Origin of the sequence: Oceaniglobus indicus, from assembly GCF_002751875.1 — a bacterium.
Lineage (GTDB): Bacteria > Pseudomonadota > Alphaproteobacteria > Rhodobacterales > Rhodobacteraceae > Oceaniglobus > Oceaniglobus indicus.
Window position 1 is genome coordinate 162,985 of sequence record NZ_NMZM01000001.1, and the last position, 20,764, is coordinate 183,748.

19 protein-coding genes are annotated in these 20,764 nt (G+C 63.3%); 15 read left to right on the top strand and 4 right to left on the bottom strand.

Annotated elements, in window-relative coordinates:
* The first annotated feature begins 125 nt into the window (after window positions 1–125).
* The 9 genes from CFP68_RS00740 (at window position 126) to CFP68_RS00780 (ending at window position 9,010) form a co-directional block, all read left to right on the top strand.
* A complete protein-coding gene (locus CFP68_RS00740) occupies window positions 126–1,160 on the top strand; it encodes a substrate-binding domain-containing protein (protein WP_099823430.1) in 1,035 nt (344 codons plus the stop codon).
* Between the two features lie 75 nt (window positions 1,161–1,235).
* Window positions 1,236–2,690, top strand: a complete 1,455-nt coding sequence (pstC, locus tag CFP68_RS00745) for a phosphate ABC transporter permease subunit PstC (protein ID WP_099823432.1) — start codon at window positions 1,236–1,238, stop codon at window positions 2,688–2,690.
* The gene (gene pstA, locus CFP68_RS00750) at window positions 2,687–4,036 is read left to right on the top strand and encodes a phosphate ABC transporter permease PstA (RefSeq protein ID WP_099823434.1); all 1,350 of its coding nucleotides are present in this window, start codon (window positions 2,687–2,689) and stop codon (window positions 4,034–4,036) included. Before pstC ends, pstA begins: the two co-directional genes overlap by 4 nt.
* A gap of 10 nt (window positions 4,037–4,046) precedes the next feature.
* Window positions 4,047–4,844 (top strand): phosphate ABC transporter ATP-binding protein PstB, encoded by a 798-nt coding sequence (pstB, locus tag CFP68_RS00755; RefSeq protein ID WP_099823436.1) that lies wholly within the window; start codon window positions 4,047–4,049, stop codon window positions 4,842–4,844.
* 10 nt (window positions 4,845–4,854) lie between these two features.
* Complete coding sequence (phoU, locus tag CFP68_RS00760) at window positions 4,855–5,565, top strand: phosphate signaling complex protein PhoU (protein WP_099823438.1); 711 nt, start codon at window positions 4,855–4,857, stop codon at window positions 5,563–5,565.
* A gap of 6 nt (window positions 5,566–5,571) precedes the next feature.
* Window positions 5,572–6,261, top strand: coding sequence for a phosphate regulon transcriptional regulator PhoB (gene phoB / locus CFP68_RS00765; RefSeq protein ID WP_099823441.1), 690 nt, complete (start codon window positions 5,572–5,574; stop codon window positions 6,259–6,261).
* Between the two features lie 69 nt (window positions 6,262–6,330).
* Window positions 6,331–7,179: a sugar phosphate isomerase/epimerase family protein gene (locus CFP68_RS00770; RefSeq protein ID WP_099823443.1), complete on the top strand. Its 849-nt coding sequence runs from the start codon at window positions 6,331–6,333 to the stop codon at window positions 7,177–7,179.
* Between the two features lie 132 nt (window positions 7,180–7,311).
* Complete coding sequence (locus tag CFP68_RS00775; protein WP_099823445.1) at window positions 7,312–7,998, top strand: class II aldolase/adducin family protein; 687 nt, start codon at window positions 7,312–7,314, stop codon at window positions 7,996–7,998.
* 268 nt (window positions 7,999–8,266) lie between these two features.
* Complete coding sequence (locus CFP68_RS00780; RefSeq protein ID WP_099823447.1) at window positions 8,267–9,010, top strand: LuxR family transcriptional regulator; 744 nt, start codon at window positions 8,267–8,269, stop codon at window positions 9,008–9,010.
* A gap of 393 nt (window positions 9,011–9,403) precedes the next feature.
* On the opposite strand, the gene tsf is transcribed toward CFP68_RS00780, so the two are convergent.
* Both tsf and rpsB read right to left on the bottom strand, forming a co-directional pair.
* A complete protein-coding gene (tsf, locus tag CFP68_RS00785; RefSeq protein WP_099823449.1) occupies window positions 9,404–10,279 on the bottom strand; it encodes a translation elongation factor Ts in 876 nt (291 codons plus the stop codon).
* Between the two features lie 83 nt (window positions 10,280–10,362).
* Window positions 10,363–11,220, bottom strand: a complete 858-nt coding sequence (gene rpsB, locus CFP68_RS00790) for a 30S ribosomal protein S2 (RefSeq protein ID WP_099823452.1) — start codon at window positions 11,218–11,220, stop codon at window positions 10,363–10,365.
* A gap of 313 nt (window positions 11,221–11,533) precedes the next feature.
* On the opposite strand from rpsB, the gene CFP68_RS00795 reads away from it, so the two are divergent.
* From CFP68_RS00795 to CFP68_RS00805, 3 genes are all read left to right on the top strand, one after another.
* Window positions 11,534–12,421 (top strand): PfkB family carbohydrate kinase, encoded by an 888-nt coding sequence (locus tag CFP68_RS00795; RefSeq protein ID WP_099823455.1) that lies wholly within the window; start codon window positions 11,534–11,536, stop codon window positions 12,419–12,421.
* Window positions 12,421–13,347: a pseudouridine-5'-phosphate glycosidase gene (locus CFP68_RS00800; protein WP_099823457.1), complete on the top strand. Its 927-nt coding sequence runs from the start codon at window positions 12,421–12,423 to the stop codon at window positions 13,345–13,347. Before CFP68_RS00795 ends, CFP68_RS00800 begins: the two co-directional genes overlap by 1 nt.
* A 92-nt stretch (window positions 13,348–13,439) precedes the next feature.
* Complete coding sequence (locus CFP68_RS00805) at window positions 13,440–14,144, top strand: DUF502 domain-containing protein (RefSeq protein ID WP_099823460.1); 705 nt, start codon at window positions 13,440–13,442, stop codon at window positions 14,142–14,144.
* A gap of 3 nt (window positions 14,145–14,147) precedes the next feature.
* Here the strand turns inward: CFP68_RS00805 and CFP68_RS00810 are convergent, their stop codons facing one another.
* Window positions 14,148–15,179, bottom strand: coding sequence for a patatin-like phospholipase family protein (locus tag CFP68_RS00810; RefSeq protein WP_099823463.1), 1,032 nt, complete (start codon window positions 15,177–15,179; stop codon window positions 14,148–14,150).
* A 138-nt stretch (window positions 15,180–15,317) separates the two neighbouring features.
* Entirely contained in the window at window positions 15,318–16,091 is a 774-nt protein-coding gene (locus CFP68_RS00815) for a 3-hydroxybutyrate dehydrogenase (protein WP_099823465.1), read from the bottom strand.
* Between the two features lie 516 nt (window positions 16,092–16,607).
* Here CFP68_RS00815 and CFP68_RS00820 point away from each other — a divergent pair.
* The 3 genes from CFP68_RS00820 to CFP68_RS00830 all read left to right on the top strand — a co-directional run bounded on the left by CFP68_RS00820 (window position 16,608) and on the right by CFP68_RS00830 (window position 20,758).
* A complete protein-coding gene (locus CFP68_RS00820; RefSeq protein WP_099823468.1) occupies window positions 16,608–18,446 on the top strand; it encodes an extracellular solute-binding protein in 1,839 nt (612 codons plus the stop codon).
* 352 nt (window positions 18,447–18,798) lie between these two features.
* Entirely contained in the window at window positions 18,799–19,467 is a 669-nt protein-coding gene (locus CFP68_RS00825) for a DsbA family oxidoreductase (protein WP_099823470.1), read from the top strand.
* A gap of 55 nt (window positions 19,468–19,522) precedes the next feature.
* Window positions 19,523–20,758, top strand: a complete 1,236-nt coding sequence (locus tag CFP68_RS00830; protein ID WP_099823473.1) for a multidrug effflux MFS transporter — start codon at window positions 19,523–19,525, stop codon at window positions 20,756–20,758.
* Window positions 20,759–20,764: the final 6 nt, after the last annotated feature.

The window sequence follows — 20,764 nt, forward strand, 5'->3', positions numbered from 1 at the left end:
ACCGCCGGATCCTGCTGCGGTGTCATGAAACTGTTACGCAGACGTCACAAAACAGTGGCATCCGACCGCCAGATCACGCCAATGGATCGCGTCCGGCGATCCCGCCAAAACCGCAGGAGTGTTACATGACCCTCGCCAAACTGACCGTCTGGGGTCTGGCCGTTGCCGCCGCCACTTCCGCCAGCGCCCGGGACCAGGTGCAGGTGGCGGGATCGTCGACGGTCCTGCCCTATGCCTCGATCGTGGCCGAAGCCTTTGGCGAGAACTTCGACTTTCCCACGCCGGTCGTCGAATCCGGAGGCTCGTCCGCCGGGCTCAAGAAATTCTGCGAAGGGGTCGGGGAATCGACCATCGACGTGGCGAACTCATCGCGGCCCATGCGGCCCAGGGAACGCATGGCCTGCGTCGACAATGGCGTGTCCGAGATCATCGAGGTGCGGATCGGTTATGACGGGATCGTCTTCGCCTCGCGCGTCGACGGTCCGGACTTCACGGCATTCACGCCCCAGCAATGGTATGACGCCTTGGCCGCGAACATCCCGGTGGACGGCGCGATGATCGCCAATCCGAACCAAAGATGGTCCGACGTCGATCCGGCCTTGCCCGATGTCGACATCATCACCTTCATTCCAGGCACGAAACACGGCACCCGCGAGGTGTTCGAGGAAAAGGTGATGCTGATGGGCTGTGAACACGGCGGCGCATTGGCAGCGATGATCGAAATGGGCATGGACGAGGACACGGCCGAGCGCGCCTGCATGAACGTCAGAACCGATGGCAAGGCGGTGGATATCGATGGCGATTACACCGAAACCCTGGCCCGAATCGAATCGAACCCCGAAGGCGTGGGGGTGTTCGGGCTGTCGTTCTATGAAAGCAATACCGCCGTATTGAAGGACGCGACGATCAACGGTGTCACCGCATCCACCGAAACCATCGCATCGGGCGAATACCCGGTGTCGCGGCCGCTGTTCTTCTACGTCAAGAAGGCGCATATCGGTGTCATTCCCGGCCTCAAGGATTATGCGGCGTTCTTCGTCGCCGATCCGATCGCCGGGCCCGGCGGGCCGCTGTCGGACTATGGGCTGACGCCGGATCCCGATCTGGCCGCCACCCAGGAGATGATCGCCAACGAAACACCCATGGCGCACGACCGCTGACGCGCATAGAACCCCACGCGACGGGCCGATCAGCGCCCGTTCCGCCCCGCCGGTCCGAACAATTCAGGATGCCCCATGCCGCTGATCTGGCTCTTTGCTATTCTCCTGGCCCTTGCCGCCGCCGGTTACACCCTGGGGCGCCGCCGCGCCGTGGCGGTGTCGGGGGGTGATATCCGCCGGCTGCATTCGCTCCCGAATTATCACGGTCTGAACGTGGCGCTTGCGGTTCTTGTGCCGGCTTTGCTGGTGCTGTTCGTGTGGCTGATCGCGCAACCGATGATCGTCGATGCCCGTGTCGCCGCGACACTGCCGCCGGCAACGCCCACGTCGGAACGCGCCCTGGTGATGAGCGACGTGCGCCGTCTGGCCGAGGGTCTGGAACTGGCGGTGCAATCGGACATCATGACCGAGGACGAGGTCCAGCGCCTGAATGCCGCCGAAGACGGGATTCGGGCACGCCTGGCCCCGTTGGGAGTTGCGCTTGGATCGAACGTGGATCCCGCGGTTCTGGTGTCGGCCAAGCGGTATCGCGCGCTCAGCATTGCGGGCAACACCGCCCGCAACATCGTCGTCATCCTGCTGGCGCTCGGCGGGCTTGGCTTGGCGTGGGGCGCGACCGGACTGGGGTTCCGGGCGCGCAATTCGGTCGAACGCGCGGTCCTGGCGTTGCTGATTGCCGCCGCGTCCATCGCAATCCTGACCACTGCCGGGATTGTCCTGTCGCTGCTGTTCGAATCAATCAATTTCTTCTCGCAGTATTCCATTGCCGATTTCTTCTTCGGCACGAAATGGTCGCCGAACTTTCGCGGCAATTCGCAACTGGGCATCCTGCCGCTGCTGTGGGGCACACTGTATATCAGCCTGATCGCGCTGATCGTCGCGGTGCCGGTGGGGCTGTTTTCGGCGATCTACCTGTCGGAATACGCCGGCCCCAGGATGCGTGCCGTGGCAAAGCCCCTGATCGAAGTCCTGGCCGGGATCCCGACCATCGTCTATGGTCTGTTCGCCCTGATCACCGTCGGCCCGCTGCTGCGCGACTATTTCGCGCAACCCCTGGGGCTGGGCAATTCGGGATCGTCGGTGATGACCGCGGGCCTCGTGATGGGGATCATGCTGATCCCCTTTGTCAGCTCGCTGTCCGACGACATCATCAACGCCGTGCCCCAGGCGATGCGCGACGGATCCTATGGCCTGGGCGCCACAAAGTCGGAAACCATCCGCCAGGTCATCGTGCCGGCTGCCTTGCCGGGGATCGTCGGGGCGATCCTGCTGGCGGCGTCGCGCGCCATCGGCGAGACGATGATCGTCGTGCTGGGGGCAGGGGCGGCGGCACAGCTTGACCTGAACCCGTTCGAGGCGATGACCACCGTCACCGTCAAGATCGTGTCGCAACTGACCGGCGACACCGATTTCGCCAGCCCCGAAACCCTGGTTGCCTTTGCCCTGGGCCTGACGCTGTTCGTCATCACCCTGGGGCTGAACGTGATCGCGCTGTTCATCGTGCGCCGCTATCGGGAGCAATACGAATGACCGACCCTTCGCCCGACTCGCCGCTGCGGCCGGAACATGGATCGCTGCTGACCCAGAACGCGCGGACGAAAAGGCGCAATGCCGCCGAAAAGCGGTTCAAATACTATGGCATGGCGGCGGTCGGTGTCGGGCTTCTGGCGCTGGTGGTGCTGCTGGTGTCGATCCTCGGCAACGGGCTGTCGGCGTTTCGCCAGACCCATATCACGGTCGAGATCGCGCTGCCGGCCGATACGCTGGACCCCGGGGGCAACCGCGACATCGACGATATCAAGAAGGTGTTCACCTTCGGCTATGCGCCGCTGATCCAGGCCGCGCTGGTGGCCAAGGTCGACGCGCTGAACGCCCGTCCCGACGGGATGAGCGATCGGGAAATCGGCGCGCTGATCTCGAAACAGGCGGCGGCGACGGTGCGCGATCACGTGCTGGCCAACCCCGACGCCATCGGCACCACGCACCGGTTCCGGCTGTTGGCGAACGGCCGGATCGACGGATATTTCAAGGGCCGCGTGACGATGGACACCGCAGAGCGGGACGGCAACGTTACGCCCGCACAGCTGCGCGTGGCCGATGCGCTGAAGGACGACGGCGCGCTGACCACCGGCCTGAACCCGCGCTTCATCACCGCGCCCGATGCGTCGGACCAGCGTCCCGAGGCGGCCGGCCTGGGGGTCGCGATCCTCGGCTCGCTCTACGTGATGGTGATCGTTCTGGTACTGGCCCTGCCCATCGGTGTCGCCGCCAGCATCTATCTTGAGGAATTCGCCCCCAAGAACCGCTGGACCGACCTGATCGAGGTGAACATCTCGAACCTCGCCGCCGTGCCGTCCATCGTGTTCGGCATCCTTGGCCTTGCGATCTTCATCAACTTTGCCGGCCTGCCGCAATCGGCGCCCATCGTCGGCGGCCTCGTGCTGACGCTGATGACGCTGCCGACAATCATCATCGCCACGCGCGCCTCGCTGAAATCGGTGCCGCCGTCGATCCGATCGGCCGCATTGGGGGTAGGGGCCAGCAAGATGCAATCGGTGTTCCACCATGTGCTGCCCCTCGCCGCGCCAGGAATCCTGACCGGCACGATCATCGGTCTGGCCCAGGCCCTGGGCGAAACCGCGCCGCTGCTGCTGATCGGGATGGTCGCCTTCGTGCGCGAATATCCCGACGCGCCGCCCGAAGGTTTCTTCGATCCCGCCACCGCGCTGCCGGTGCAGATCTACAACTGGACCCAGCGCGCGGACCCCGCGTTCGTGGAACGCGCGTCCGGGGCGATCATCGTGCTTCTGGTGTTCCTTGTCGCGATGAACACCGTTGCGGTGCTGTTGCGCCGCCGTTTCGAACGCCGCTGGTAGGAGCCGCGCAATGAGCGATCAGACAACCCTTCAGGAACAGGCCATCATGGACGACATCAAGATCTCGGCGCGAAACGTTCAGGTTCACTATGGCGATACCCATGCCATCAAGGACGTCAACGTCGACATCCGCGACAAGATGGTAACCGCCTTCATCGGACCGTCGGGCTGTGGGAAATCAACATTTCTGCGTTGCATCAACCGGATGAACGACACCATCGACATCAGCCGCGTCGAGGGCACCATCCTGATCGACGGCGAGGATATCTATGATGCCAAGGTCGATCCCGTGCAACTGCGCGCCAAGGTCGGGATGGTGTTTCAGAAACCCAACCCGTTCCCCAAGTCGATCTATGACAATGTCGCCTATGGCCCGCGCATCCATGGCCTGTCGCGCAGCAAGGCCGAACTGGACGAAATTGTCGAATCCGCCCTGAAGCGCGCCGCGCTCTGGGCCGAGGTGAAAGACCGGTTGTCGGCCCCCGGCACCGGGCTTTCGGGCGGACAACAGCAACGCCTGTGTATCGCGCGCGCCGTTGCCACGGCCCCCGAGGTGTTGTTGATGGACGAACCCTGTAGTGCGCTGGACCCCATTGCCACCGCTCAGGTCGAGGAGTTGATCGACGAGTTGCGCCAGAACTATTCCGTCGTCATCGTCACCCATTCCATGCAACAGGCCGCCCGGGTGTCGCAGCGCACCGCGTTCTTCCACCTCGGCCACCTCGTGGAATTCGGCGACACCGGCGACATTTTCACCAACCCGCAGGACAAGCGCACCGAAAGCTATATCACCGGTCGCATCGGATAAGGATCACGACATGTCAGACCAACACATCGCATCCGCATTTGACCGCGATCTCGAAGGCATCACCGCGCAGATCATGAAGATGGGCGGCATGGTTGAGGCCGCGATCCTGGATTCCGCCAAGTCCCTGGTCGATCGCGACATCGAACTGGCCGCACAGGTGCGCGCCGGCGACAAGGCCATCGACGCGCTGGAAATCCGCGTCAACGAGGAAGCCGCGCGCCTGATCGCCCTGCGCGCGCCCATGGGCACCGACCTGCGCACCGTTCTGTCGGTGATGAAGATCTCGGCCAACCTGGAACGCATCGGCGATTACGCCAAGAACTTGGCGAAGCGCACCGGCGTGTTGGTGGAACTGCCCCAGGTCGGCGGATCGTCAGCCGCCATCCGGCGCATGGCGCGTGATGTGGAAAAGATGCTGAAGGACGCGCTTGACGCCTATATCCAGCGCGACGCCGAACTGGCCCACGACGTGCGGGCGCGCGACGCTGATATCGACCAGATGTATAACGCCCTGTTCCGCGAATTCCTGACCCACATGATGGAGGACCCGCGCAACATCACGCCATGCATGCACCTGCATTTCATCGCCAAGAACATCGAACGCATGGGCGATCACGTCACGTCCATCGCCGAACAGGTGATCTATCTGGTCGAAGGCGAATTGCCCGACGAGGGGCGCGAGAAGTTCGACTCGACCTCCTATGCCGCACCGTCGGTCTGACGCGTGATGTCCGCTGACCAGCCCCATGTCCTTGTCGTCGAAGACGAGGCCGCGCAACGCGAAGTTCTGTGTTATAACCTTGAAGCTGAAGGGTTTTCGGTGGCGTATGCAGACACCGGCGATGCCGCGCTGCAACTGATCGCCGAGACACCGCCAGACCTGGTCGTGCTCGACTGGATGCTGCCGGGCGTGTCGGGTATCGAAATCTGCCGCCGTCTGAAGATACGCCCGGAAACCCGCGCGCTGCCGATCATCATGCTGTCGGCGCGCGGCGAAGAGGTGGACCGCGTGCGCGGTCTGGAAACCGGCGCCGACGATTACGTGGTCAAACCGTTCTCGGTGGTCGAACTGATGGCGCGGGTGCGGACCCAATTGCGCCGCACCCGGCCCGCAACCGTGGGTGAAACGCTGACGTTCGACGACATCGCGCTCGATTCCGAAACCCACCGTGTGACCCGGGGTGATCACCCGCTCAAACTTGGCCCGACCGAGTTTCGCCTGCTTTCGACCTTCATGGAAAGACCGGGCCGCGTCTGGAGTCGTGAACAGTTGCTGGACCGCGTCTGGGGGCGTGACATCTATGTCGACACCCGCACCGTCGACGTCCACATCGGTCGGCTGCGCAAGGCGCTGTGCCTGCACGGCGGCACCGATCCGTTGCGCACCGTTCGCGGCGCGGGATATGCGTTGGGCTGACACGGCTCGACGGTTGCGTTGCCGTCGCCAGGCGATAAGGTTCGCGCAGTCAGCATCGGGAGGAAAGACATGGAAGGTTTCGGCGTTCACACCAGCATGTGGACCATGAACTGGGACAGGGCAGGGGCCGAACGCACGATTCCCGCCGCCGCCGCCTATGACATGGATTTCATCGAAATCGCGCTGCTGAACGCGCCGATCGTCGACACGGCCCATACCCGTGATCTGCTGAAACAGCACGATATGCGCGCGGTCGCCTCGCTGGGCCTTCCCGAAGAAAACTGGCCGTCGCGCAACCCCGAAGGCGCCATCGCCCACCTCAAAGAAGCCATCGAAGTGGCCGCCGCCATGGGATGCGAGGCGCTGTCGGGCGTGACCTATGGCGGTATCGGCGAACGCACCGGCCAACCGCCCACCATGGCGGAATACGACAACGTCGCGCGCGCGCTGTCGGCGGCCGCAGCCCACGCACGAGACGCCGGCATCCTGTTCGGGATCGAACCGGTCAACCGATACGAAAGCCACCTGATCAACACCACCGCACAAGCCAAGTGGATGATCGAAAAGGTCGGCTCGGACAACATCTTCATCCATCTCGATACCTATCACATGAACATCGAGGAAAAGGGCGTCGGCAACGGAATCATTCAGGCCGGTGACTTGCTGCGGTATATCCACCTGTCGGAATCCGACCGCGGAACGCCCGGGTGCGGCACCTGCGACTGGGACGAAATCCACGCCACCCTTGCCGCCATCGGGTTCAAGGGCGGGTTGGCCATGGAAAGCTTCATCAACATGCCGCCGGAACTGGCCTCGGGCCTGGCTGTCTGGCGCCCCGTCGCGCCCAGCTTTGAAGAGGTCATGGACAACGGATTGCCGTTTTTGCGTGGCAAAGCCAGGCAGTACGGACTTATCTGAGTGTGATAATCGCATGCGATCCAATAGCTTGAGTGACACTCTTGATCTTTCACGTCAACGGTATGCAAGCCTGCGGAACCTTGAATCACCTTATGAACCACCACGCATAACCCATTGAAACGGAAACGAACCATGGCACATGAAGACAACGACATCCGCGCCGAGATGGTCGATATCTGCCGCAGGATGAACAGCAGCGGCATCAATCAGGGCACCTCGGGCAACCTGTCGGTGCGCTCGGGGGACGGGTTCCTGATCACGCCGTCCTCGCGTCCCTATGACACGATGCAACCCGCAGACTTGTGTTACATGGATTTCGACGGGACCTACGACGGATTGCGCCCATCGTCGGAATGGCGGTTCCACCGCGACATCCTGGCGGCGCGCAAGGATATCGACGTCGTGTTGCACTGCCATTCGGTCTACGCGACGACGCTGGCCATTCATCACAAGCCGATTCCGGCGTTTCACTACATGACCGGTATCGCAGGCGGGTCCGATATCCGCTGTGCGCCATATGCCACGTTCGGAACGGCTGAACTGTCGCAGCTGGCGGTCGAGGCGCTGGAGGGTCGGCTGGCGTGCTTGCTTGGTCAACACGGCCAAATCGCATTGGGAAAGACGATGGCATCGGCGATCTGGATGGCGGTCGAGGTCGAGACCCTGGCACGGATGTATGTGCAGGCCCTGACACTGGGCGAGCCGCCAATCCTGTCCGACAGCGAAATGGAACGGGTGATCGGCCAGATGAAGCGCATGAGCTATGGCCAGGCACCGGACGGTGATGCGGACGCCGACGTGGCACGGCCGAAGAACTGACCGCGCATTCGTGAAACCATCAGACGGCGTGCCGTCGGTGTGAGCGCAAGGCTCGGCTGGGCAGGCCGGGCTTGTCAAATCCTTGACTCTCATAATCAGTATTATGTAAATTACGGGGAGCATCAGAACGGCGCATCTGCCAAAGATGGCGGCATAACGCGCGCGAAACCTGCGCCATCCGGTCAGAACTTTATCGACAGATCCGTTGACGCCGCATTACCCTTTGGTCTCGGGCAGCCAGAACCGCCTCTGAACACGGGAACCGGCCATGATCAAATATCTTGAACACCTCGTTCAGGCCACAAGCGTCGAAGGCGTCTGGCGTCTGCATTGCGAAAAGATGGCGGGCTATGGCTTTGACCGGCTGCTTTATGGCTTTACCCGGTTTCATTCGGCCCATGGGTTCGGCGATCGCAAGGATTTCCTGATCATGACCAACCATGATCCCGCGTATGTCGAGGGGTTCATCAACGAAGGTCTCTATTTCAATGCGCCGATGGTGCGTTGGGCGGTCGAAAATCACGGCGCCTGCAGTTGGAGCTGGCTTGCCGAACAGCATGACAACCTGTCGCCACAAGAACGAAAGGTTCTCGATTTCAACGCGCATCATGATGTAATCGCGGGTTATTCCATTTCCTTCCGCGATGCCTCGATCCGCAACAAGGGTGCGATCGGCCTCACGGCGCGGCGCGGAATGACCCAAGACGATGTCGAGGAGATCTGGGCCGAACACGGCCGCGATCTGACGGTGATGAACACGGTGGCGCATCTCAAGATGATCCAGCTGCCCTACTCCACCCCCTCCCGCCAGCTGACGAAACGTCAGTGCGAAGCGTTGGAATGGGTGCGCGACGGCAAGACGATCCAGGACGCCGCCGCGATCATGGGCCTGACCCCCGTGACGGTCGAAAAACACCTGCGCCTGGCCCGCGAGGCGCTGGACGTCGAAACGACCGCCCAAGCGGTGCTGAAGGCCTCGCTTCAAAACCAGATTTTTGTTTTGGAACAATGACTTCAATGATCTTGTGAGCCTGGCGCATCAACCCGGGTTGGCCCCACCTGCACCATAAAGGTATGGAAATCCTTACTTTACTGACGCGACGTAAACTTTCACTTTGGCAGCGTTCCGTGAGTGGTGGCATTAATGCCAAGGAGCGACTTTCCGGGTGGCGTCCAGTATTGATCGGGCGTCACCCGGGGGGATCCAACTTGTGATTCGATCGGACCCGAGGGTGTAACCGGATCAAGACGCACCGGTCCGCATCCCCTTAGGACTGGCGCGATGCGGATGGTGCGTATGTCCCGCGCGCACCATCCGTGAACCTTCGCCCGCGAACAAATTACACCCAGAAACAAAAAAGGCGTCCGTGAGGGACGCCTTTCATTGTTCTGATATCTAAGGTGTTTAGCCCTTTGCCGCCTTGGCGACTTCGGCGGCGAAATCTTCCTTCACCACTTCGATGCCTTCGCCGACCTCAAGACGCACGAAGCCGGTGATCTCGACGCCTGCATCCTTGGCCGCCTGGCCGACGGTCAGATCGGGGTTCACCACGAACGACTGGTTGACCAAGGTCACTTCGCTCAGGAACTTGTTCATCCGTCCGACGATCATCTTCTCGATCACGGCTTCCGGCTTGCCGGACTCGCGGGCGATGTCCATCTGGACCTGCTTTTCCTTCTCGACCACGGCCGGGTCCAGATCGTTCTCGGACAGGGACGCGGGGTTCACCGCGGCGATGTGCATGGCGACCTGGCGGCCGAATTCGACGTTGTCGCCGGACATCGCCACCAGCACACCGATCTTGCCCATGCCTTCGGCGGCGGCGTTGTGAACGTAGGAGACGACCGAGGCGCCCGTGATCCTGGCCATGCGGCGGACCGACATGTTCTCGCCGATCTTTGCGATGGCATCGGTGACGATCGTTTCGACCGGCTTGCCGTCGATCTCGGTCTTCTTCAGCGCTTCCAGATCGTCAGCGCCCAAGGCGGCATCGGCGATCGACGACACCATCTTCTGGAAATCGGCGTTCTTGCCGACGAAATCGGTTTCCGAGTTCACCTCGACGGCGATGCCGGTGGTTCCGTCGACCTTGACGGCCACGAGGCCCTCGGCCGCGGTGCGTCCGGATTTCTTGGCCGCCTTGGCCAGACCCTTGGTGCGCAGCCAATCGATGGCCGCTTCCATGTCGCCATCGGTTTCGGTCAATGCCTTCTTGGCATCCATCATGCCGGCACCCGAGGTGTCGCGCAGTTCTTTCACTTGTGCAGCGGTGATCGCCATGGCTCGGCTTTCCTTCTCATGCAATGCGGGAACGGATGCGTGCCGGGGCACGCATCCAGAAATCTCTGTCGGAGCGGCTCCGGTCAGATCTTCTGTTCGACCGGCTTGTTGTCCAGGTCCAGCGGGGCGCCATCGGGGATGACGCTGCCGTCGCTCTTGGTGTCGCCCAGCGGCATGTCGCCGCCTTGCTCGGCCAGGGCTTCCTCGGCGGCGGCGTCTTCCAGCGCACCCATGTCAACGCCGGCGGCGCTCATCTGGGCGGACATGCCGTCCAGCGCGGCACGGGCCGCCAGATCGCAGTAGAGCGCGATCGCACGCGCCGCGTCGTCGTTGCCCGGGATGATGTAGTCGATCCCATCGGGCGAACAGTTCGAATCGACGACCGCAACCACGGGAATGCCCAGCTTCTTGGCTTCCATGATGGCCAGGTCTTCCTTGTTGACGTCGATGACGAACAACAGGTCCGGCACGCCACCCATCTCGCGGATACCACCAAGGGACGCGTTCAGCTTGCCCTGGTCACGTTCCATCGATAGACGCTCGCGCTTGGTCAGGCCCTCGGCGCCCTGCTCCATCTTCTCGTCGATGCTCTTCAGGCGGTTGATCGACTGCGAAACGGTCTTCCAGTTGGTCAGCGTACCACCCAGCCAGCGGTGGTTCATGTAATACTGCGCGCATTTTTCGGCGGCGTCGGCGATCGGCTTTTGCGCCTGACGCTTGGTGCCGACAAACAGGATGCGGCCGTTCTTGGCCACGGTGTCGCGGATGACCTGAAGCGCCTTGTCCAGCATCGGAACCGTCTGGGTCAGGTCCATGATGTGGATGCCATTGCGGTCGCCGTAGATGAATTCCTGCATCCGCGGGTTCCAGCGCTGGGTCTGGTGGCCATAGTGAACGCCAGCTTCGAGAAGCTGACGCAGAGTGAAGTCTGGAAGCGCCATTATATTGGTCCTTTTCCGGTTTCTATCCTCGGCAGGGCCAACAGAGCATGCGCTCAACCGGCGGACCTGCGGGGATGTCTCTCCCGCAAGGCCCAAGCCCCACCTGTGAAGTGCCGCGCAAATACACCCGCATCGCGCCAAATGCAAGGTCCGGCTTCGGTGAGGCCGAAGACGGGTATTTCGGTCGGTGATAAGGTCGGTATTTCTTACCGATACAAATACTCGAATCCCGGCGCGCGATCCACCCCGCGCCCGTGCCGGCCGGGCATGTCTTGGACTTGCGCCACGTCAAAACCTGCTCCACAAGCATCGGATGAGCACGACGGGAATCCTCTGTATCGGGTCGGTCCTCTGGGACGTGATTGGTCGGTCCAACGCGCACATGCGCGCCGGCAGCGACGTTCCCGGCCGGATCACGCGCGTGCCCGGCGGCGTCGCCATGAACATCGCGATGACGCTGGGGCGTTTCGGTCTCGCGCCGACGCTGCTCAGCGCCGTGGGACGCGACAGCGAAGGTGACGAGCTGATCGCGGCAGCAACCCGCATGGGCATGATTACCGATCATGTCTATCGCTCGGACGATTTGCCGACCGACCGTTACATGGCGATCGAAGGCGCCAACGGGCTGATCGCGGCCATCGCCGACGCCCATTCGCTGGAAGCCGCCGGCGCCAAGATCCTGCACCCCCTGTCCGACGGTCGGTTGGGCGCGCCGGACGCGCCGTTTGCCGGAACCGTGGCGCTGGACGGCAACCTGACGCCCGCGTTGCTGGCCGAGATCGCCGAAAGCCCGTTGTTTGCGTGCGCCGATCTGCGCGTCGCCCCCGCATCGCCCGGCAAGGCCGAGCGGCTGCTGGCGTTGCTGGATCATCCACGTGTCACGCTTTACCTGAACCTCGAAGAGGCGGGATTGCTGATGCAGACCCGCTTTGACAGCGCCTCCGAAGCCGCCAACGCGCTGGTTGCGCGCGGCGCGCATCGGGTTCTGGTGACGAATGGCGCCGCCGCCGTGGCCGAGGCCGGTCCCGACGGGGTCTTGTCCGCCATGCCGCCGGCCGTTCTGGTGACCCGCGTCACCGGCGCCGGAGATACCTTCATGGCGGCGCATATCGTCGCGACCCTCGCCGGTGAGCCGGCGCCAACCGCTCTGAACCGCGCCCTGCGCGCAGCCGCAGATTATATTTCCGGAGATGTGAACTGATGTCCCTGCCCCTGCGTTTTTCCGAAGAAGTCGCCGCTGCCCGCAAAGAGGGTGCGCCCATCGTCGCCCTTGAAAGCACGATCATCACCCACGGCATGCCCTATCCGCAAAACGTCGAAACCGCGATGCTGGTCGAAGAGACCCTGCGCCGCGGCGGCGCGGTTCCGGCGACGATCGCGGTGATGGACGGTCGGCTGCATATCGGCCTCTCGAAGGACGAGTTGACACAGCTTGGGCAAGCCGAAAGCGTGGCCAAGCTGTCGCGCGCCGATCTGGCCGCCTGCATCGCCACCCGCGGCACCGGTGCCACCACCGTGGCCGCAACGATGATCGCGGCCCGTCTGGCCGGGATCGAGGTGTTCGCGACCGGCGGCATTGGCGGTGTGCATCGCGGGGCCGAGACCAGCTTCGACATCTCCGCCGACCTGCGCGAACTTTCACAGACCGCGGTGACGGTCGTGGCGGCGGGCGCCAAGGCCATCCTCGACATCCCCAAGACGCTGGAGGTGCTGGAAACCTTCGGCGTGCCGGTGATTGCCGTGGGCCAGGACGCGTTTCCGGCCTTCTGGTCGCGCGATTCGGGGCTGGGCGCACCGCTGCGCATGGACACGGCCGAGGATATCGCGGCCGCGCATGTGATCCGCACCCGCATGGGCCTGCCCGGGGGTCAGCTGGTCGCCAACCCGATCCCCGCGGCCGACGAGATCGCGCCCGAGGTTCTGAACCCCATCATCGAGCGCGCCGTGCGCGAGGCCGAAGCCCAGGGCATCACGGCAAAGTCGGTGACACCGTTCCTGCTGGCCCGGATCTATGAGCTGACCGAAGGTCAATCCCTGCGTGCCAATATCGCCCTGGTGCTGAACAACGCCCGGGTGGCGGCGCGGATCGCGCAGGAAATCGTCACGATCCGCAATCCCGGCCCCTGAAACGGAATCCCCGGCGGCGCGCGCAAGACCCGTTGCGCCGCCCCTCGCCCGTGCCTAGATTGATCCGGTAATACAGGACGATACCCCCCCGCATGACCGGACATTCCCCCGACGATCACGACCACCGCAAACGGCGCGGCCCTTTGGGTAGCCTGCGCGCCAGCTTTCTGACCGGCCTGGTGGTGATTGCCCCCATCGGGCTGACCGTCTGGCTGATCTGGTCCGTTGCCGGCTGGGTCGATGGTTGGGTGCTGCCCTTCGTGCCGGGCCGCTTCCGGCCGGAAAACTACATCGGGATCAACCTGCGCGGTGTCGGGGTGATCATTTTCTTGGTGTTCACCGTGATCGTCGGCTGGCTGGCCAAGGGGTTGATCGGACGTTCGCTGTTGCGCTGGGGCGAAGGCCTGGTGGATCGGATGCCCGTGGTAAGGTCGATCTACAACGGGTTGAAACAGATCGCCGAAACCGTATTCGCCCAGACCGACACCAGCTTCGACAAGGCGTGCATGATCGAATATCCGCGCCGCGGCCTCTGGGCCATCGCGTTCATCTCGACCGACGCGAAAGGCGAAATCGCGGCCCGGTTGCCGGGTGACGGGCGCAAGGTCACGGTGTTCTTGCCGACGACACCCAATCCCACCTCGGGGTTCCTGCTGTTCGTCGACGCCGAAGACGTGCACGAGCTTGACATGACGGTCGAGGACGCAGCGAAACTGGTGATTTCTGCCGGCTTGGTCTATCCGGGCGGCAAGGGCGCGGCGCAGCTGAAGGTCGGCCATAGCGCCGACACCCCCTAGGTTTCAGCCGAACATCTCTTCCAGATCGACGGTGCAGCGCTGGTTCAGGTCGTCGCGGTGCTGCGCCAGGAACCCGTCGGCCGCCGCCCGGCCGGCCGCCTTCAGCCGCGACAGCACCACCGGCGTCGGCAACTGCTTGGTGGCCACGTTCAGATCGTTCATCAACGCGTCGTCCGCGATCATGTGGACCAGGACGTATTTCATCGCGTCCTTGTGCAGCTGGTCGGACTCCAGCAGACGTTGCACGAAGCGGATCGCGCGCAATTCGCGCAGCAGCGAGGTATTGAAGCTGATCTCGTTGATCCGGTTGGCGATCTCGCCGGGCGTCTGCGGCACCTTTTCGCGTACGATCGGGTTGATGTTCACCACGACGATATCGTCCGGCAGATCCTTCTCGAACAGCGGGAACAGCGCCGGATTGCCGGTGTAACCCCCATCCCAATAGGATTCCATGCGGTCGCCGTCGGGAATTTCCACCGCCTGGAACACCGTCGGCAGACAGGCCGACGCCATGATCGCGTCCGGCGTGATCTGATCGCCGGTGAACAGCCGGATCTTGCCGGTGCGCACGTTGGTGGCACAGATCGTCAGGCGCGGCCCGCGGTCCGCGTGAACCTTGTCATAGGCGAACCGCTCGACAATGCGCTGCAACGGATTGTTGAACAGCGCCCCCAGCGCATAGGGGCTGGCCACGCGGGTAATGCTGCTGACCATGCTGAACGGCAACGACTGTTCGATCAACGTGCTGAGGGTCGCGGTCGAGGGCGAAAGCGCCGACATCCATTGCTCCAGCCCCGGCGCATTCAGCGCTCCGACCTGACCCCACAGCCAGTCCAGATTGGCCCGCGCCGCATCGCGCCCGCCGCTGGCCAGCCCCGATTTCACCGCGGCACCATTCAGCGCGCCGGCCGACGTGCCGGAAATCGCCGCCACCTCCAGCGTCTCGTCCTCCAGCATACGGTCCAGCACGCCCCAGGTGAAGGCACCGTGGGCACCCCCGCCCTGCAAGGCAAGATTGATCCTCTTAACGGTCATGCGTCATGCCCCATTCCGCCGGACATACGCCCGGCTTTTTCTTGCTGAAAATACTCCCGCCGGAGGCACCCGCCCCCGACGCGCAATCCGGCGGCCCGGAGGGGCGGCCAGCCGGCAGCCGTAGATCCCTGCCGACCCTTACAACGCGGTCCAGCCGCCATCGACCGAAATCGTCGTGCCGGTGATCTGTGCCGCGGCGTCCGAACAGAGGAACACCGCAGTGCCGCCCAGCTGTTCGACCGTGGCGAACTCCTTGCTCGGCTGCCGCTCCAGCATCACTTCCCGGATCACCGTTTCGCGGTCCATGTTGTGGGTTTCCATCTGATCGGGGATCTGGGATTCGACCAGCGGTGTCAGGACATAGCCGGGACAGATCGCGTTGCAGGTGATCGGTTCGCGCGCCGTCTCCAGTGCGACCGTCTTGGACAGCCCGACGATGCCGTGTTTCGCGGCGATATAGGCCGACTTGTAGGGCGACGCCGTCAGACCATGCGCCGACGCGATGTTGATCACCCTGCCCCAACCGGCCGCCCGCATCATCGGCAGCGCGACCGCGGTGGTGTGGAACGCCGACGACAGGTTGATGGCGATGATCGCGTTCCACTTGTCGGTCGGAAACTTGTCGATGGCCGCGACATGCTGGATCCCGGCGTTGTTCACCAGGATGTCACACGCGCCCGCCCGTTCGATCAATCCCCGTGCGGCGTCGCCATCGCTGAGGTCAGCCGAGACATAGCGCACCTCGACGCCGAACTCGGCGGCCATGTCGGCGGCCAGCGCATGGTCCTCGTCGGTATCGGTATAGGAATTCAGAACGACGTTCGCGCCGGCCTTGGCCAGCTCACGCGCGATGCCCAGTCCGATGCCCGAGTTCGATCCGGTGATCACGGCGGTTTTCTGGTTCAATGACATGGCAGGGCTTCCTTCGTGGTTTGCGTTTTGGTCAATGTATTCACCGGGCGTCCAAAGAACAGGGCAACCGTGCCGAAACACAACGATTTTCCACGATCATTGCCAATCGATTCGCGATGATTCGTCCGGGGTGACGGGCGCAAATCGCGGCACAACGCGCGTGGCGACACAGCGGCGACCCCAATGCGCGACCCTGGCCTTTGCAAAGTTTGCAAAGTCGCAAACACCTTCGGAAACCCAACAAAGCAAGGGCTTGAGCGTGCAAACGCACACTTGCCCACCGACGCGACCAAGGATAGGAGAGCGGAAAATGACCTGCTCGAGCCCAAAAAAAACGCCCGCACGAGGCGGGCGTCAAGTTATTGAGGCAGGTTTCATACAGGCAAGAAACCTATCGAGCAGTGACTTCCTTATACGCAATTCCAACGACTTATCCAAGGGTAAAAAATTGCGAACCCCACAGGATCGCAATACGTTGAGCATAACCCAGGCAGCCACCGAAAGGATGATCCCGCGATGAGCAGCCCCAGATCACGCGTCAAGCTGAGCCTCCTGACCCTGGTGCTGGCGCTCTGTGTCGGCCCGACCATCGGCCGCGCCGAGCCGTCCCATGCGATCGCGATGTATGGCGAACCGGCGCTCGATCCGGGCTTTGCCGCGTTTCCCTATGTGAACCCGGACGCCCCCAAGGGCGGGCGGATCGTTTTCGCAGAAAGCGGCGGTTTCGACAGCCTGAATCCCCACATCCTGAAGGGCAACCCGCCCTACGGGGTCGGCGTCTTCGTATTTCAAAGCCTTATGGCGCGCTCCTGGGATGAACCCTTCACGCTTTACGGCCTTCTGGCCGAAACCATCGAAACCGGCCCCGAGCGTGAGTGGGTCGAATTCACCCTGCGCCCCGAGGTCCGGTTCTCGGACGGCTCGCCCGTGACCGTCGAAGATGTGAAGTGGTCGTTCGAAACCTTGGGCACCGAAGGCCATCCAAGATATCTCGGCGCCTGGAACAAGGTCGAAAAGACCGAGATTACAGGCCCCCGCAGCATCCGCTTCACCTTCAACGCGAAGGATCGTGAGCTTCCGTTGATCCTGGGACTGCGCCCGATCCTGAAAAAGGCGCAATACGAGGGGCGCGATTTCGGACAATCCACGCTTGAGCTTACGCCGATCGGATCGGGCCCCTATACCATCGGCGCATTCGAACCCGGCCGCTTCATCGAACTCGACCGCGACCGCGACTGGTGGGCCGCCGATCTGCCGGCCATGCGCGGGCAGCACAATCTGGATACCATCCGCTATGAATACTTCTTCGACAGCGAAGTCGCGTTCGAGGCATTCAAGGCCGGAGAGATCACCGCCTATCGCGAGCTGAACGCCGCGAAATGGCAAAACGGCTATTCCTTCCCGGCCGTGACCTCGGGCGCCGTGGTGAAATCCGAAATCCCCAACGAACGGCCCACCGGCATCGCGGGCTTTGCCATGAACACCCGCACGGCCCCGTTCGACGACTGGCGCGTGCGCCAGGCGATGCTGCATGCGTTCAACTTCGAATTCATCAACCAGACGCTGAACGACGGCGCACAGCCGCGCATCCGGTCGTATTTCGACAACTCGGTGCTGGCCATGGACCACGGCCCCGCCACAGGCCGCGTGCGCGCCCTGCTCGAGCCCTTCTCCGACGATCTGCTGCCCGGCGCGCTTGAGGGGTACGACCTGCCCGTCTCTGACGGCTCACGGCGCAACCGGGCCGGCATCCGCGCCGCCATGGATCTGCTGAACGAGGCCGGCTATGTGGTGCGGGACGGCCGGATGGTCGACGCCGACGGCCGCCCCCTGACGTTCGAGATCCTGCTGAACCAGGGTGCGACGTCGATCATGGGGGGTGGCAACAGCGGCCAGATGGTCAACATCTTCACCCGCGCCCTGAATCGGCTGGGCATCTCACCCACGGTCACGCCCATCGATGCCGCCCAATACGCGGAACGCACCAAGGCGTTCGACTTCGGCATGACCTTCTATCTGCGCACCCTGTCCCTGTCGCCGGGCAACGAACAGCGGTATTACTGGGGCTCCGACGCGGCCGACACGCCGGGATCGCTGAACTGGATGGGCGCCGACAATCCGGCCATCGACGCGATGATCGAAACCATGCTGAATACCGACGACCAGGACGAATTCACGGCTGCGGTCAAGGCATTGGACCGGGTGCTTACGACCGGGCGCTATGTCATACCGATCTGGTATTCCGCCATCGGCCGGCTGGCCCATGCCGCAGACCTGAAATACCCCGAGGACCGCGTGTCGATCTATGGCGACTGGCAAGGGTTCCTGCCAGATGTCTGGTGGAAGCAGGAATAATCCCGCCCGCACAACCGCAGGCCCGCCCGAAGAAAAATGGATCCGGTGGTGCCAGCGCCGCCGGATTGTTTCCGATAACGCTCGACTGACGGATGCAATTGGCGCGCGCCTTGCCGGCGGATGCCGTCGTAACTCCCCATCATCCCCGTTTGTAAACTTCTTTACTGATGCGGCATCGCACGCCCGGCGCGCTGTGCGTCAGCGCACACATAGCGAAATCCGGCCGTTTAGAATATTCGACGACCCGCCTTCCCGCTTACGGTATGCGCGCCCGATTTCTACCGGCACTCAGGCGTGACATCCCCGGGGGACAGGCATAGTAACGACGAACCACCGCCACGCCGGAGACCCCATGCAGACCGTCAAGCTCGATATTTTGTCAGATCCGATTTGTCCCTGGTGCTTCATCGGCAAGACCTATCTCGACCGTGCCCTGATCGCGCGCCCCGATCATCCCTTCGTTCTGGAATGGCACCCCTTCCAACTGAACCCCGACATGCCCCCCCAAGGGATGGACCGCCGCGCCTATCTGGAAGCCAAGTTCGGCGGCCGCGACGAGGCCGTGCGTGCCTATGCCCCCATCGAAAAGACCGCCGCGGCGGTGGGGATCGACATCGACTGGGCCGCGATCACGCGCACCCCGAATACGCTGAACGCCCATCGGTTGATCCACTGGGCCGGGTTGGAGCAGCGCCAGACCTTTGCCGTGGACCGGCTGTTCAAGGCCTATTTCCAGGAAGGGCGCGACATCGGCGACACCGCCGTGCTGGTCGACATCGCCGATGGCATCGGCATGGACGCCGCCGTGACCGAACGCCTGCTGGCGGGCGACGCCGACAGCGACGACATCCGCGCCCGTGACGCCCATACCCGCAAGCGCGGTGTGACCGGCGTGCCCACCTTTATCGTGGCGTCCACCCACGCGCTGCCCGGGGCCCAGCCCACCGATCTGTGGAACAAGGTGCTGGATGATCTGGAACAACAGATGGCGTCCCCCGGGCCCGACGACGTCATCCAGTGACCGGCCCCGCGCCGATCTGCCAGACCCGCCTTGCCACAGACAGAAAGACCACCAGATGACTGCGCCCACCAAAACCCTGTCACGGCCGGAATTCGTCGCGCTCATGGCGGTCATGATGGCGATGGTGGCCTTCTCCATCGACGCCATGCTGCCGGTCCTGCCGCGCATCGCCGACGAACTGAGCCCGGGCAACCCGAACGCGGCGCAGTTGATCCTGACATCCTTCCTGTTCGGCATGGGCATCGGGACGTTGTTTGCCGGCCCCGTTTCGGATGCCATGGGGCGCAAGCCTGCGATCTATCTCGGCTTTGCGCTGTATCTCGGCGGCGCGGCGCTGGCCACGATTGCGCCCAGCCTCGAGACGATGTTGTTGGCGCGCATTCTCCAGGGTCTGGGCGCGGCCGGCCCCAGGATCGTGTCCACCGCCATCATCCGCGACCGCTTCGAAGGCCGCGAGATGGCCCGGGTTCTGTCGTTCGTGATGATGATCTTCATCATGATCCCCGCCATCGCGCCCTTCGTCGGATCGCTGGTGATCGCCGCCTTCGGCTGGCGGTCGATCTTCGGCGCGTTCATGATCTTCGCGCTGATCGGGCTGACCTGGCTGGCCGTGCGCCAGCCCGAAACGCTGGCGCCCGAGGCGCGCCGCCCCCTGCGCCCGGCATCGCTGAAGGCAGCATTGATCGAGGTGCTGAAGCATCCGATGGTGCGAATCTATATCGCGGTGCTGACGCTGGGCCAGGGCCAGATGTTTGCGTTCCTCAGCTCGGTCCAGCAGGTTTTCGGCACCGTCTTCGGAGTGCGCGAGACATTCCCGCTGTGGTTCATGGGGATCGCGCTGGTGTCGGGCAGCAGCACGGTTCTGAACGCCACGCTTGTCATGCGGTTGGGAATGCGGCGCATGGCGATGGGTGCCTATGCAATGCAGATGGCGCTGTCGGCGGTGCTTCTGGCCGCGGGCCTGCTTGACGCGATCCCCGCGGCGCTGACCTTTCCGGCGTTCCTGCTCTGGGCCGTGTCGATCTTTGCCATGGCGGGGCTGACCTTCGGCAACATCAACGCGCTTGCCCTGCAACCCATGGGCCATATCGCGGGCATGGCGGCTTCGGTGGTGGGCGCCGTGGGCACGACGCTGGGCGTGTGCATCGCGATCCCCATCGGGCTGGCGTTCAACGGCACGATCTATCCGCTGATGATCGGCACCTTGATCTGTTCATCGCTGGCCTGGTGGCTGATGCGGCTGTCGCGCGAGGCGGACCCGACGCCGAAAAAGGTTATCCCCGCGCCGTGAGGGCTA